11 protein-coding genes and 1 pseudogene are annotated in these 13,738 nt (G+C 72.6%); 6 read left to right on the forward strand and 6 right to left on the reverse strand.

Annotated elements, in window-relative coordinates:
* Positions 1 to 9: 9 nt before the first annotated feature.
* Positions 10 to 432 carry an arsenate reductase ArsC gene (locus Sm713_RS19860; protein WP_212912136.1) on the forward strand — a complete coding sequence of 141 codons (423 nt, stop codon included), beginning with the start codon at positions 10 to 12 and terminating at the stop codon, positions 430 to 432.
* Positions 429 to 814 (forward strand): annotated as a pseudogene (locus Sm713_RS19865) (NAD(P)/FAD-dependent oxidoreductase); the annotation flags it as partial. The gene Sm713_RS19860 and the pseudogene Sm713_RS19865, both read left to right, overlap by 4 nt.
* 668 nt (positions 815 to 1,482) lie before the next feature.
* Here Sm713_RS19865 and Sm713_RS19870 read toward each other — a convergent pair.
* Positions 1,483 to 2,592: a DEDDh family exonuclease gene (locus Sm713_RS19870; RefSeq protein WP_212910923.1), complete on the reverse strand. Its 1,110-nt coding sequence runs from the start codon at positions 2,590 to 2,592 to the stop codon at positions 1,483 to 1,485.
* Between the two features lie 292 nt (positions 2,593 to 2,884).
* Here Sm713_RS19870 and Sm713_RS19875 point away from each other — a divergent pair, with 292 nt between their 5' ends.
* A complete protein-coding gene (locus Sm713_RS19875) occupies positions 2,885 to 3,556 on the forward strand; it encodes a VIT family protein (RefSeq protein ID WP_249416637.1) in 672 nt (223 codons plus the stop codon).
* A gap of 189 nt (positions 3,557 to 3,745) precedes the next feature.
* Here Sm713_RS19875 and Sm713_RS40515 read toward each other — a convergent pair whose 3' ends face one another.
* Both Sm713_RS40515 and Sm713_RS19885 read right to left on the reverse strand, forming a co-directional pair.
* Entirely contained in the window at positions 3,746 to 4,936 is a 1,191-nt protein-coding gene (locus tag Sm713_RS40515; protein ID WP_374196053.1) for a CopD family protein, read from the reverse strand.
* Between the two features lie 457 nt (positions 4,937 to 5,393).
* A complete protein-coding gene (locus Sm713_RS19885) occupies positions 5,394 to 6,941 on the reverse strand; it encodes a S8 family serine peptidase (protein WP_212910925.1) in 1,548 nt (515 codons plus the stop codon).
* 540 nt (positions 6,942 to 7,481) lie between these two features.
* Here Sm713_RS19885 and Sm713_RS19890 point away from each other — a divergent pair.
* From Sm713_RS19890 to moaA, 3 genes are all read left to right on the forward strand, one after another.
* Positions 7,482 to 7,865: a DUF485 domain-containing protein gene (locus tag Sm713_RS19890; protein ID WP_212910926.1), complete on the forward strand. Its 384-nt coding sequence runs from the start codon at positions 7,482 to 7,484 to the stop codon at positions 7,863 to 7,865.
* Positions 7,862 to 9,505 carry a cation acetate symporter gene (locus tag Sm713_RS19895; RefSeq protein ID WP_212910927.1) on the forward strand — a complete coding sequence of 548 codons (1,644 nt, stop codon included), beginning with the start codon at positions 7,862 to 7,864 and terminating at the stop codon, positions 9,503 to 9,505. Before Sm713_RS19890 ends, Sm713_RS19895 begins: the two co-directional genes overlap by 4 nt.
* Positions 9,506 to 9,841: 336 nt before the next feature.
* On the forward strand, positions 9,842 to 10,879 hold the full coding sequence (moaA, locus tag Sm713_RS19900) for a GTP 3',8-cyclase MoaA (protein WP_212910928.1): 1,038 nt from the start codon (positions 9,842 to 9,844) through the stop codon (positions 10,877 to 10,879).
* Positions 10,880 to 10,897: 18 nt separating this feature from the next.
* On the opposite strand, the gene Sm713_RS19905 is transcribed toward moaA, so the two are convergent.
* From Sm713_RS19905 to tyrS, 3 genes are all read right to left on the reverse strand, one after another.
* Positions 10,898 to 11,140, reverse strand: coding sequence for a hypothetical protein (locus Sm713_RS19905; protein ID WP_212910929.1), 243 nt, complete (start codon positions 11,138 to 11,140; stop codon positions 10,898 to 10,900).
* A 286-nt stretch (positions 11,141 to 11,426) separates the two neighbouring features.
* Complete coding sequence (locus tag Sm713_RS19910) at positions 11,427 to 11,891, reverse strand: DUF3099 domain-containing protein (RefSeq protein ID WP_212910930.1); 465 nt, start codon at positions 11,889 to 11,891, stop codon at positions 11,427 to 11,429.
* A gap of 545 nt (positions 11,892 to 12,436) precedes the next feature.
* Positions 12,437 to 13,705 carry a tyrosine--tRNA ligase gene (gene tyrS, locus Sm713_RS19915; protein ID WP_212910931.1) on the reverse strand — a complete coding sequence of 423 codons (1,269 nt, stop codon included), beginning with the start codon at positions 13,703 to 13,705 and terminating at the stop codon, positions 12,437 to 12,439.
* Between the last annotated feature and the right edge of the window lie 33 nt (positions 13,706 to 13,738).

Below are 13,738 nucleotides of genomic sequence, written 5' to 3' on the forward strand. Positions count from 1 at the left end.
ACGATCACCATGGCCGACAAGCCGTCCGTCCTGTTCGTCTGCGTCCACAACGCCGGCCGCTCCCAAATGGCCGCCGCGTGGCTGACCCACCTGGCCGGAGACCGCGTCGAGGTCCGCTCCGCCGGCTCCACCCCCGGCGATCAGGTCAACCCGGCCGCCGTCCAGGCCATGGCCGAGGTCGGCATCGACATCTCCCAGCAGACGCCGAAGACCCTCACCATCGACGCGGTGAAGGAGTCGGACGTCTGCATCACCATGGGCTGCGGCGACGCCTGCCCCGTCTTCCCCGGCAAGCGCTACCTGGACTGGAAGCTGGACGACCCGGCCGGACAGGACATCGAGACCGTCCGCCCGATCCGCGACGAGATCAAGACCCTCGTCGAGGGCCTGATCGCCGAGATCGCCCCCACGAAGCCGGAGGCGACAGCGTGAGCGAGATAGGCGACGTCGTCATCATCGGCTCCGGCCCTGCTGGCTACACCGCCGCCCTCTACAGCGCCCGCGCCCAGATGAAGCCCCTGCTGTTCGGCAGCAGCATCTTCGTCGGCGGCTCGCTGACCACCACCACCGAGGTCGAGAACCTCCCGGCTTCCCCGAAGGCATCAACAGGCCGGTCCTGATGGAGAACATGCGGGCCCAGGCCGAGAAGTCCGGCGCCGAGATGATCGACGACGACATCGCCTCCGCCGACCTCACAGGAGACATAAAACTCCTCACGGACTCCGCCGGCACCGTGCACCGCGCGAGGACGGTGATCATCGCGACCGGCTCCGGCTACCGCAAGCTCGGCCTGCCTCGCGAGGACGAGCTGTCGGCCGAGCGTCCGGAGCCGTCCTGCGGCCACAGCACCAGCGCGAGCAGATCGACGCCGAAGTCCGCGTAGAAGGCCAGCGCAGCGATGTTGGAGGCGCTGAAGGTCCGGTCGCGGAAGAGGGCCAGGTCGATGATCGGCGGCCGGGCGCGCGAGGAGCGCAGGACGAGGAACCGTAGACCGGCGGCCGAAACGGCGAGCGCGGCGATGAGGCGAGCGGAGCCCCAGCCCCATTGCGGGGCGTCCAGCAGGCCGAGTGCCAGCGAGCCGACCGCGATGATCAGAATGCCCTCGCCGACCCCGGCCCGCCAGGAGCAGCAGCGAACCCCTTCAGGCCGGGGTCGCAGACGGACCTGGCTCCCTGGAAGCAGGTGTGCAGGTGGGGGACCGGCCCGCATCTGGGGAACGGCTTTCTGTCTGGTAGCGACAGCAGACGGCCCTCTGCCTCCCTGTTCCGGCCCAGCACAGCCCCTTCGGGAGCACGAGGCGCCAGCAAAGCGGCGGACCGCGCCCTGCGCGTGCACCTCGAAGGACATCGGGTAGTCGTTTCCGCAGACCTCGCACACCGCCATGCGCCACAGGATGTGGTCCGCCGGCGGCCACGGCGAGGGGCGGCCGGGCGCGTCGCCCGGCAATCACCCGTCCGACGCGGCCGTCGGCGCCCGGCTTCCCTACGCCCCGGAGGTCTGTCCGCCGCGTGCCCCGGACGCCGGTCCGCCACGCGCCGCGTTCCCGGTCCCGCCGTCCGCCGGGCCGCCCTCCGCGGGCGCCACGTCCTGGAGCAGCTGGCCGAAGGCCGCCTCGTCGATCACCGGTGTGCCGTACTGCCGGGCCTTGACGGTCTTGCTGGTGCCGGAGTCCGGGTCATTGGTGACCAGCAGGCTGGTCAGCCGCGACAGGCTGCCGGCCACGTGCAGACCCGCGGCCACGGCCCGGTCCTCCAGCAGCTCGCGCTCCACGGACGTGTCACCCGAGAACGCCACGCGCATGCCCTGCCGCAGGGGCCTGCCGGGCTCGTAGCGTCCCGGGTTCGGATACGGGCACGGGGGGAACCTGCGCGACGGGCGCCAACCGCCGGGCCGGTATCCGGACTGACGCCCGATCCGCCCGGCGGGGGCGCGGTCCCGGCCGTCGTACCACTCCGTCAGCGGCAGGCACTCCAGCAGCGGCAGCCGCACGCCGCCCTCGGCCGCCGCGTGCAGGCTGGGCCGGAAGGCCTCGGCCAGCACGCGCGCGTCGTCCAGCGCGTGGTGCGCGCGGCGCTGGACGACGCCGAAGTGCGCCGCGAGCGTCTCCAGCTTGTGGTTGGCCAGCGGGAGGCCCAGCTCCTTGCTGAGCGCGATGGTGCACAGCCGCTGCCGCACGGGGGCGGTGCGCTCCGCGCGGGCGTACTCCCGGGCGATCATGGACCAGTCGAAGACGGCGTTGTGCGCGACGAGGACGCGGTCGGCCAGGTGGGCCGCGAACTCCTCGGCGATGTCCGCGAAGAGCGGCGCGCCCTCCAGCACCTCGCTCGTCAGGCCGTGGATCCAGACCGGGCCCGGGTCACGCTCGGGATTGACCATCGTGTACCAGTGGTCCTCGATCTCGCCTCGGGCGTCGACGCGGTAGACGGCGGCCGACACGATGCGGTCGTCCCGGGCGAGCCCCGTGGTCTCCACGTCCACGACTGCGTACCCCTGCGGATAGCCGGTCGGCCAAGTGCCCGCGGACGCCGTGGAGTCGGCGGGAGCCGACCATTGCGTGGGGGCCGCGAACAAAGGATCTTCGAGCATGGTCATTGAGGATACGGGGCGCGACTGACAGTGGCCCGAACCCCCCGGGGGCCTCCCCGAGTTCGTTCCGCCGGGTCCGGCCGCGGATCCGCGGCCGACCGCGGCGATTCCCGACCGGCCGCCGGGCGCCGACGCGGGGTCGCGGCGTGCCCGTGTCCGCCCCCTGAGCAGCGGGTGAGAACCTTCTCCGGTGACCGATCACGGATCCGACGGCGACGCCGGGAGCAGCGAGGCCGGGAGCAGCGACGCTGGGGGAGCCGCCGCGGGCGGCAGGCACCAGGAGGAACACGGCGGCTCGCTGGGGGAGCGTCTCAACTGGCTGCGCGCCGGTGTGTTGGGCGCCAACGACGGCGTGGTCTCCACCGCGGGCCTCGTCGTCGGCGTCGCGGGAGCCACCGACAACCGCGGCGCCCTGCTGACCGCCGGGCTCGCGGGCCTGCTGGCCGGGTCGATGTCCATGGCGGCGGGCGAGTACGTCTCGGTGTCCACCCAGCGCGACACCACGAAGGCCGCGCTCGCCCTGGAGCGGCGCGAGCTGCGCGAACAGCCCGAGGAGGAGCTGGAGGAGCTGACCGGGCTGCTCCAGGAGCGCGGCCTGGACCGGGAGGTGGCCCGCGAGGCGGCGCGCCAGTTCACCGAGCGCGACGCGCTGCGCGCGCACGCCAGCGTCGAACTGGGCATCAACCCCGACGAGCTGGTGAACCCGTGGCACGCCGCGTGGGCCAGCTTCCTCGCCTTCACCGTGGGGGCGCTGCTGCCGCTGCTGGCGATCGTGCTGCCGCCGACCGCCTGGCGGCTGCTCGTCACCGTGGCCTCCGTCCTCATCACCCTGGCCCTCACCGGCTGGAGCAGCGCCCGCCTCGGCGCCGCGGCCATCCGGCCCGCGGTCGTGCGGAACGTGGCGGGGGGCGCGCTGGCGATGGCGGTGACGTACGCGGTGGGCTCGCTGCTGGGGGCGGCGGGCGTATGAGCCGAGGGGCTGCCGGCGTATGAGCCGAGGGGCTGCCGGCGTAGGAGCACGGGGGTGGGCGGGGCGCCGAGGTTCCTGCCGCCGCCGCGGCGCCTGGCCTCCCACCATCCGGGTCCGGGCTCTCAGCCGTCCGCACCCGCGACTCTCAACCGTCCGCACCCGGCCTCTCCACCTTCCGCACCCGCACTCTTACCATGTGATCGGTAGCGGCAGCGCAGTGAGCAGGGCCGACACCACGACCACCACACCGAGCACCACGACCTCCGCGCGCGCCGGCGTGCACGCGGTGAGGGGAGCGCGGACGCGGCCTGCGCCCAGCCGGGTCCGTATCCGGGCCGGCAACGGCGTCCGGGCCAGCGCCCCGAGCCGCAGCCGCGCCGCGCCCCCGAGCCCCGCGGCGACGGCCACCAGCAGGACCTTCGCCAGCAGCGTCCGGCCGTAACCGGTCGTCACCAACTGCCCGAACACCGTGTCAAGCGGCATGCGCCGCAGGGCGCTCACCACTCCCGTGGCGGTGACCAGTGCGAGGAGCCCAGCCGCCACGCGCGCGTACCGCCCGAGCAGCGCCGCCGCGGCGACCTCGCCGGCGTCGCCCGGCCCCGCGCGCCCGGACCCGGCGCCCGCGGGCGGGCCAGCCGCGGCGGGGGCGCCCGACACCGGAGGTTCCGAGCCGGGGACGCCCGAAACGGGGCCGTCCGAGCGGGCGGCGCCCGGCGCACCACGCACGCGCCACAGCCGGACCGTCCGCAGCACCTGCCAGAGCCCGCCCGCCCAGAGCACGGCACAGGTGAGGTGCACACCGGTCAGCGCGTAGCCCACCAACGGCACGGACTCCCACGCCAGGTGGGCGCGGTACGCCTCCGCCACCACGACGGCGACCGCCGGGAGCATCCGGCTCGCCGTCCTCCGCGACCGGGCCCACAGCCCCGCCAGCAGAAAGGCGTTGACCTCGACGAGCGCCAGGATGCCGTCCCGAGTGCGGTACAGCCCGGCGATGTCCACGTCGGCCAGCCGGTGCGGCACCAGATTGCCGGTGGACGCGACGGACGCGAGGCACAGGGCCGCCACGAAACCGGCCCCGGCGGCCGGTCCCGCCCAGGACGCCGGAGCGCGCGCCGTCGGCGCCCCCGGTACCCGGCGCGCCAGCCACCCCGTGAACACCTCGCCGACCGGCACGCAGAGCGCCGCGAACAGGACGGCGCGCAGCACCGCGATCCCGGCCGCTCCGGGCGGTGCCTCCTCGCCCGTGCCGTGCAGCGCGGCGGACGGGCCCAGCAGGGGGACGGCGAGCGCGGCGAGGAGGAGCGCGACAACGGCGGCGGGCCGCGCCAGGCCCGCGGGCGCGGATGCCCGGCGACCGGCCGGCCCGCCCGGGAGCACCCCACCTGGGGCGATTCCGGGGGCAGCGCCGCTTCCGGGGGAGGGCGGGGGTCCGCCCGGGCCGCCGGCCGCGGTCCCCGGCACCGCGGAGCTGCCGTCCGGCTCGCCGTGCGCGCCGCCGGCCGCCTTCGCAGCACCTGGTATCGAGCTCACACCTGGGATCCTCACCGGACCCCGGGAACCGGGCAACTCGGGTCATGTACCCGGATGACGGGCACGGCGCGCAGGCGTCCGTTCGGCCCAACGGGGCGGGAGGCGGACGGGTGCGGACGGGTGCGGACAGGCGCGGGTGGGCGCGGACAGCCGCCGTTGTGCGGAGCGCGGCAGGCCGGGCCCCTTTTCCCCGCGCCCCGCCCCCAACTCACGCCCGCGGCCGCCCGAGGACCCCGCCCCGGACGGCCGCGGCCCCGCACCGCCTCATGAAGGAGCGGTGCGGGAGGGAGCGTGCGTGCCGTCGCTACCGGCGCACGGCGTTCAGGGCGTCAGCGATGCCCGCCCCGTAGAACCCGGTCGTGCCGTGCCCGCTGGCGCACACGGCGTCCACCTGCCCGTCACCGTCGATGTCGTACGGGTCGGTGCACGGCGTGGCGTCGGCCTCCTTGTACAGCAGCGCCTTCACCAGGGCCGGCGGGGCGTACGGGTGGGTCGACTTGATGAGCGCCGCGATGCCCACCACGTGCGGGGTCGCCATCGACGTACCGGACATGTAGCCCCACGTGCCGCCCGGCAGCGTGCCCAGGATCGAGCCGTTGGTGGCGGGCGGGGCGGGCGGCTGGTAGGCGGTGGAGTCGCCGCCGGGTGCCGCGATGTCGATGGTGCCGAGGCCGTAGTTCGAGTACGACGACTTGATGTTCTTGGCACCGGTGGCGGCGACCGTCACCACGCCCGGCAGCTGGGTCGGGATGTCCTTGCAGACGGCCGGGTCGATGGTCCTCGGCACCGGCTTGGTGTCGTTCGGGCTGGCCACGTCGTCGATCGAGTCGGACGCCAGGTCGTACGACTCGTTGCCGGCGGCCGCGACGTTCACGGTGCCCTTGCGCTCCGCGTACTGCGAGGCCCTGCTGACCGCGTCGACCAGCGCGCGCTGGTCGGGGTCGTCGGTGCAGTTGAAGTACCACGGGTCCGTGTAATAGCTGTTGTTGGTGACGTCCACGTGGTGCTCCGCCGCCCAGACGAAGCCGCAGACGACCGCCTCGGTGTAGAAGAAGCCCCCGGTGGTGGCGACCTTGATGCCGGCGACCTTCACGCCCGGCGCCACACCGGTCATCCCGATGCCGTTCCTGGCCGCCGCGATCTCGCCGGCGACGTGCGTGCCGTGCGGGCTGTCGGCCGCCCCGGGCCGCCAGGCCCCGTCGGCGGTGTCCGGCTTGCCGGAGACGCAGTTGACGGAGGCGGCGCGGTTGAAGTTCGGGGCGATGTCGGGGTGGGTGTCGTCCACGCCGGTGTCGATCACGGCGACGGTGACCTTGGGGCTGCCGAGGGTCCGCTCGTGTGCCTTGTCCGCCTGGATGGCGCGCAGGTCCCACTGCTGCGGTTCCAGGGGGTCCTGGCCCGCCTTCGCGCGGGCCGCCACGGCCTTCGCCTCGGTGGCGGTCAGCGGCCGCGGCTTGCCGGTGTCGGTGGTGGACTGCGCGGGCAGCGGCGCGGTGCGGGTCGCACCGGCCGAGTCGACGCCGCGCACGGCGCGCATCTCCTCGGCGAAGCCGGCGTTCGCGGAGTGCACCACGATCACGCCTATCTGGTCGTACGACGTGACGACCGTGCCGCCCGCGTCCGATATCGCCCGCAGCACGGTGCGCGAGGCGCCGTGCCCGGGGTGCACGTTGACGACGTAGCTCAGCTCCGGGCCGTCGGCCGCGGCGAGGCGGCTCTGGGCGACCGGGGCGCCGGCCGCGCCGTCGGCCGCCGTCGCGGTGACGTTCGGCAGGAAGGCGAGGGCCGAGGCCAGGGCCATACCGAGGGGCAGGGCCGCGGCGCGGCGGTAACGGGCCAGGGGAGCGGTCATGGGTTCTCCTGTCTGTGCAAGGGGGTCTCCACCTTTCCGGGCGTGCGGGTCCTTTCGCGTGTGCGCTGGTGCGGGTGACGCGGTGCTTGCCGGCCGTGCGGTCGTGCGGGTGCGAGGGGTGCCGGCCGTGCGGTGGTGCCGTGGTGCCCTGCTGCCGGCCGTTCTGGTCCCGCGCCCTGCGGTCCGCGGCCACGGCCCGTGGGACCGCTCGGATACGGAACTGCCCGAACACGGTGGTGCTCGGGCAGGTGCATGACGCATGACTCAGGCGAAATTAACCCGGCCCGCGCTGGTCAGCAACGAGTTCTGAAAGAAAGCCGGCTGTTTGAACCGAGCCCTTGGCGCCGCCGTGCCGTTGAACAGGGGGCACAGCCAGTCCTTCGCCCCCGTACGAAAAGACTCCCGATGTCCGCAGCACAGCCGCCGTCACCTGCCCCGTCCCCGTCGTCACCCGAGCCTCCCAAGGCTCCCGAGACCCTCGTCCAGGCGTCCCCCGTCCCCCCGGCGTCGGCACCCGCACCCGTACCGCAAGGAGGCACCATGACCACCGAAGCACCACCGCCCCAGGAGAATCCGCCGTCCGAGTCCGGCCCCGAGGCCGGGCGCGGGCTTCCCTCGGCCGCCGAGTTCGCCGAGGTCCAGCAGAGCCCGCAGTTCGGCGAACTGCGCCGCTCGCACCGCGGCTTCGCGTTCCCGCTGACCGTCGCCTTCGTGCTCTGGTACCTGCTGTACGTCCTGCTGTCCAACTACGCGGGCGGCTTCATGGGCACCAAGATCGTCGGCAACATCAACGTGGCGCTGGTGTTCGGCCTCGCGCAGTTCCTCACCACGTTCCTGATCGCCTGGTGGTACTCGCACCACGCCTCCACCCGGCTCGACCCCAAGGCAGAGGCCATCAAGAAGCGGCTGGAGGACGGCGCATGAGCCCCGCAACCACTCTCCCGGCGGGCACCCGTCTGACAACGCTCGCCGCGGACGTCAGCGACCACCGGACGCTGATCATCTCGCTGTTCGTCGTGATCGTGCTGATCACGCTCGGCATCACCATCTGGGCCGGCCGGCAGACCAGGAACGCCGTCGACTTCTACGCGGGCGGCCGGCAGTTCAGCGCCTTCCAGAACGGGCTCGCCGTCTCCGGGGACTACATGTCCGCGGCGTCCTTCCTGGGCATCGCCGGCGCCATCGCGCTCGCGGGCTACGACGGCTTCCTGTACTCCATCGGCTTCCTCGTGGCCTGGCTGGTCGCGCTGCTGCTGGTGGCCGAGCCGCTGCGCAACTCCGGCCGGTTCACCATGGGCGACGTCCTCGCCTACCGGATGCGGCAGCGCCCGGTGCGCACCGCCGCCGGTGTCTCCACCATCGTGGTGTCGATCTTCTACCTGCTCGCCCAGATGGCCGGCGCCGGCGTGCTCGTCTCGCTGCTGCTCGGCATCACCAGCGACGGCGGCAAGATCGGCATCGTGGCGCTGGTCGGCGTGCTGATGATCGTGTACGTGACCATCGGCGGCATGAAGGGCACCACCTGGGTGCAGATGGTCAAGGCGATCCTGCTCATCGGCGGCACGATCCTGATCACGCTGCTGGTGCTGGTGAAGTTCAACTTCAACATCTCGGACCTGCTCGGGCAGGCCGCAGACAAGAGCGGAAAGGGCTCGGCGTTCCTGGAGCCCGGCCTCAAGTACGGCCTGAACTCGACGTCGAAGCTTGACTTCATCTCGCTCGGCATCGCCCTGGTGCTCGGCACCGCCGGCCTGCCGCACATCCTGATCCGGTTCTACACCGTGCCGACGGCCAAGGCCGCCCGCAAGTCCGTCAACTGGGCCATCGGCATCATCGGCCTGTTCTACCTGATGACGATCGTGCTGGGCTTCGGCGCCGCCGCCCTGGTCGGCCCGGACGAGATCAAGGCCTCCAACCCCGCGGGCAACACGGCCGCCCCGCTGCTCGCCCTGCACGTCGGCGGCACCGGCTCCACGTGGGGCGCGATCCTGCTGGCGGTCATCTCGGCGGTCGCCTTCGCCACCATCCTGGCCGTCGTCGCCGGCCTCACGCTCGCCTCCTCGTCCTCGTTCGCCCACGACATCTACGCGAACGTCATCAAGAGGGGCCAGGCGACCGAGAAGCAGGAGGTGGGCGCCGCACGGTGGGCGACCGTCCTGATCGGCATCGTCTCCATCGCCCTGGGCACGCTCTCCCGCGACCTGAACGTCGCGGGCCTGGTCGCCCTCGCGTTCGCCGTCGCCGCCTCCGCTAACCTCCCCACGATCCTCTACAGCCTCTTCTGGAAGCGCTTCACCACCCAGGGCGCGCTGTGGTCGATCTACGGCGGGCTGGTCTCGGCGGTGGTCCTGGTGCTGTTCTCGCCGGTGGTCTCCGGGAAGGAGACGTCGATGTTCCCGGGCACCGACTTCCACTGGTTCCCCCTGGAGAACCCCGGCATCATCTCCATCCCCGTCGGCTTCCTGCTGGGCTGGGTCGGCACCCTCCTCTCCAAGGACGAGCCGGACACGGCCAAGTACGCGGAGCTGGAGGTCCGTTCCCTCACGGGCACCGGCGCGCACTGAGCACCCGCCGCCGGGCGGACACCACGGGTGCGTGCTTCCGGAACGTGGTTCCGGGGGCACGCACCCGTTTCTGCGGGGGCTTCCGGTCCCGCCGCCCGCCGGTGCGCCGCGGTGGGCGGCCTTCGCCCGCGCCGTGCCGAGAACCGGATCGGCAGGGGCGCCCGCGCGCTACGGCTCCGCAAGCAGCACCCGCGCGATATGAGACAAGAACCACGTTTGAACCCGGGCGCCGCCCGGGGTACCCGCACGATCGGTGCGGCACCGGATGATCGGCGCCCAACACCCCGACTGTCGCGTACGCTCGCGGTAACGACCCATATCAGGGAGGGGGCCCACGTGCTCATCGACACCTACGGCCGGGTGGCCACCGACCTGAGAGTCTCGCTCACCGACCGGTGCAACCTCCGCTGCACCTACTGCATGCCGGAAGAGGGTCTCCACTGGCTGGCCAAGCCTGATCTCCTCACCGACGACGAGATCGTCCGGCTCGTCCGGATAGCGGTCACCCGGCTCGGCATCACGGAGGTCCGCTTCACCGGTGGAGAACCGTTGCTGCGCCCCGGTCTGACCGGCATCGTCGAGCGCCTGGCAGCCCTCGAACCGCGCCCCAGGATGTCGCTGACCACCAACGGCATCGGCCTGGCCCGCACCGCCGGCGCGCTCAAGGCCGCCGGCCTCGACCGGGTCAACGTCTCGCTGGACACGCTCCGCCCGGACGTCTTCAAGACGCTCACCCGGCGCAACCGCCACCACGACGTCCTGGCCGGACTCGACGCCGCCAGGGCCGCCGGCCTGACCCCCGTCAAGGTGAACTCCGTCCTGATGCCGGGCCTCAACGACGACGAGGCACCCGACCTGCTCTCCTGGGCCATGGCGGAGGGCTACGAGCTGCGTTTCATCGAGCAGATGCCGCTGGACGCCCAGCACGGCTGGCGCCGCCAGAGCATGATCACCGCGGGTGACATCCTCGAGTCCCTGCGCACCCGCTTCACGCTGACCCCCGAGGCGTCGGCCGAGCGCGGCTCCGCACCGGCCGAGCGGTGGATCGTCGACGGCGGCCCGCACCGCGTCGGGGTGATCGGCTCGGTCACCCGCCCGTTCTGTGCCGCCTGCGACCGCACACGGCTCACGGCGGACGGCCAGATCCGCACCTGCCTGTTCGCCACGGAGGAGACCGACTTGCGCGCCGCCCTGCGCTCCGGTACAGGCGCTGCGGGCACCGGTCCGGACGCCGACGGCGGCACGGGGCCCGGCTCCGACGAGGAGATCGCGCGGATCTGGCGGCTGGCGATGTGGGGCAAGAAGGCCGGCTCCGGCCTTGACGACCCCGCGTTCCTGCAACCCGATCGCCCGATGTCGGCCATCGGAGGGTGAACGGTCACTGAGGGGACGTCACGCGGACGGCGGCGTCTCGGCGCCGCCCCGCTCCCGCTCCTGCCAGTCGCCGAACGGCACCACGTCCTTCAAGAAGCCCCGCATGCCCAGGAACTGCGACAGGTGCTCACGGTGCTCCTCGCAGGCGAGCCAGGTCTTGCGGCGCTCGGGCGTGTGCACCTTCGGGTTGTTCCAGGCGAGCACCCAGGCCGCCGTCGCACGGCAGCCCTTCGCGGAACAGATCGGTGTCTCGTCACTCATCCGTACATCAGACCAGGTGACCGCCCCGGAACGCCAAACGGTCCGCTCACCGGATCCCGCGTCCGCCGACCGCCGCCAACCACCGGCAGGATCCTGGCATCCATGCCCTGAAAAGGGCGACGCCGAGCAGCCACGGGGGGAGCTGCCCGGCGTCGGTCCGTCGCTCCGACGGGGGATGCGGAGCGCTCTCGAAGTATGTCATGCGTGACCCATCCCCCGGCACCGGAACAGCACGATTGATCTGAGCTTTTCTTGCCCGGCTCCGTCGCACCGCCATCGTCCGTGGTCAGGCGCGGTCCTGGGGCGGTGACGAGGAGGGGTCGGCGGTGGTCGTGGCCGGGCCGCCGGAATCCGCGGAGGGCGATGTGGGCGGCTCCGCACCCGACCTGCCGGGCGGAGCTTCCTCCTCCGGTGCGGGCCGGTGCGCCGGGGGATCGGCGACCGGTCGGCGGTTGCCGCTCGTCAGCATCGGACGGGACGGCGTCGGCACGAACCTCGGGGGCTGTGACGGCGCGTTCTCGCGGCCGGCGTTCGCGATCACCACCGCGACATACGGCAGGATGAATCCCAGGACCAGCGCCACGATCGCGACGGGCTGCGCGATGTTCCACAGCACTATGGCCAGGATGACCGACACGGTCCGGACGGACATCGAGATTATGTACCGACGCTGCCGGCCGCGGACGTCGTCGCGCAGTCCCTGCCTGGCTCCTGTGATCCGGAAGACCTCGGCCTTGCGCTGCTTCCGCATCACTCCACCACCTTTCCCCGCACCCGGGACGGGCTGGGGGAGACCTCGACGTCTACCGGACGATGCCCACTCGAAACTCGACGCGGACCCGCCCGGCACAAGGTCCGTTCACTGCCTACGGTACGCCGCGACATGCACGCCTTCGAGACCGGCCCGCCCGCGTCGGCGCCGATCCGGCGCACCGATCGCACGTCTGGCCCTCATCGGTGTAAGCAGCACGGAAATCTGCCCGCCACCCGGCATCCACCAGGGCATCAGAAGGCATCAGATCGATGTAGCGGGCAATCGGGCGGGCACGCCCGGACTCTGATCGCCGGGGCGGATCCGACGTGGCGGTTCTGACGGGGGAGGTTCTCACGGGGGCGGATCCGACGGGGGCGGATCCGAGGGGGCGTGCATGCGTGGCAGCGCTGCGTGGATGTGACGCGGGAGCCGCCTGCCGACGCCCGCGTGCCGAGCGGACGCCCGCCACCCAGGCGTTGGCACCCGGCATACCGGGCGGCGAGCCACGGCGGGTGGGCGCGGGCCGCGCCCACCCACCTCGGTCAGTCCTCGACGACCTCCACCGCCGCCAGATTCCGCTTGCCGCGGCGGAGCAGCAGCCACCGCCCGTGCAGCAGGTCCTCGCGGGCCGGGACGTGCTCCTCGGCGGTGACCTTGGCGTTGTTCACGTAGGCCCCGCCCTCCTTGATGGTGCGGCGGGCGGCGGACTTGCTGGGCGCCAGGCCGACCTCGGCGAGCAGGTCCACCACGGGGCCGAGCGAGGCGACCCGGGCCCCCGGCAGCTCGGCGAGCGCCGCGGACAGCGTCGGCTCGTCCAGCGCGGCCAGGTCACCCTGGCCGAACAGGGCCTTCGACGCGTCGATCACCGCCGCGCACTGCTCCGGCCCGTGCACCAGCGTCGTCAGCTCCTCGGCCAGCGCCCGCTGCGCCGCCCGGGCCTGCGGGCGCTCCTCGGTCTGCCGCTCCAGCTCCTCCAGCTCGGCGCGCGGCTTGAAGCTGAGGATGCGCTGGTACCCGGAGATGTCGCGGTCGTCGACGTTCAGCCAGAACTGGTAGAACGCGTACGGAGTGGTCATCTCCGGGTCGAGCCAGACGGCGCCGCCCTCGGTCTTGCCGAACTTGGTGCCGTCCGTCTTGGTCATCAGCGGGGTGGCCAGCGCGTGCACCTCGGCACCGGGCTCCAGCCGGTGGATCAGGTCCAGGCCCGCCGTGAGGTTGCCCCACTGGTCGCTGCCGCCCTGCTGGAGCACGCAGCCGTACCGCCGGTAGAGCTGGAGGAAGTCCATGCCCTGGAGGATCTGGTAGCTGAACTCCGTGTAGCTGATGCCCTGATCGGACTCCAGACGGCGGGCGACGGAGTCCTTCGTGAGCATCTTGTTGACGCGGAAGTGCTTGCCGATGTCCCGCAGGAACTCGATCGCCGTGAGGCCGGCCGTCCAGTCCAGGTTGTTCACCATGACGGCGGCGTTCTCGCCTTCGAAGGTGAGGAACGGCTCGATCTGGCGGCGCAGCTTGTCGACCCAGCCCGCGACCGTCTCCGGCTCGTTCAGCGTCCGCTCGGCGGTGGGCCGCGGGTCGCCGATCAGGCCCGTCGCCCCGCCGACCAGCGCCAGCGGTCGGTGCCCGGCCTGCTGGAGCCTGCGGACGGTGAGCACCTGCACGAGATGGCCCACGTGCAGGCTGGGCGCGGTCGGGTCGAAGCCGCAATAGAACGTGACGGGACCGTCCGCGAGCGCCTTGCGCAATGCGTCCTCGTCCGTGGAGAGGGCGAACAGCCCCCGCCACTTCAGCTCGTCGACGATGTCCGTCACGGTCCTCTGTCTCCTTCTGGCGCGTTCATCAGG

Origin of the sequence: Streptomyces sp. TS71-3 (assembly GCF_018327685.1) — a bacterium.
GTDB lineage: Bacteria > Actinomycetota > Actinomycetes > Streptomycetales > Streptomycetaceae > Streptomyces.

Coding starts and splice junctions, on each gene's coding strand:
- Sm713_RS19860 (WP_212912136.1), top strand. CDS start 10: ATGGCCGACAAGCCGTCCGTCCTGTTCGTCTGCGTCCACAACGCCGGC.
- Sm713_RS19870 (WP_212910923.1), bottom strand. CDS start 2,592: ATGACCATGCTCGAAGATCCTTTGTTCGCGGCCCCCACGCAATGGTCG.
- Sm713_RS19885 (WP_212910925.1), bottom strand. CDS start 6,941: ATGACCGCTCCCCTGGCCCGTTACCGCCGCGCCGCGGCCCTGCCCCTC.
- Sm713_RS19890 (WP_212910926.1), top strand. CDS start 7,482: ATGACCACCGAAGCACCACCGCCCCAGGAGAATCCGCCGTCCGAGTCC.
- Sm713_RS19895 (WP_212910927.1), top strand. CDS start 7,862: ATGAGCCCCGCAACCACTCTCCCGGCGGGCACCCGTCTGACAACGCTC.
- Sm713_RS19905 (WP_212910929.1), bottom strand. CDS start 11,140: ATGAGTGACGAGACACCGATCTGTTCCGCGAAGGGCTGCCGTGCGACG.
- Sm713_RS19910 (WP_212910930.1), bottom strand. CDS start 11,891: ATGCGGAAGCAGCGCAAGGCCGAGGTCTTCCGGATCACAGGAGCCAGG.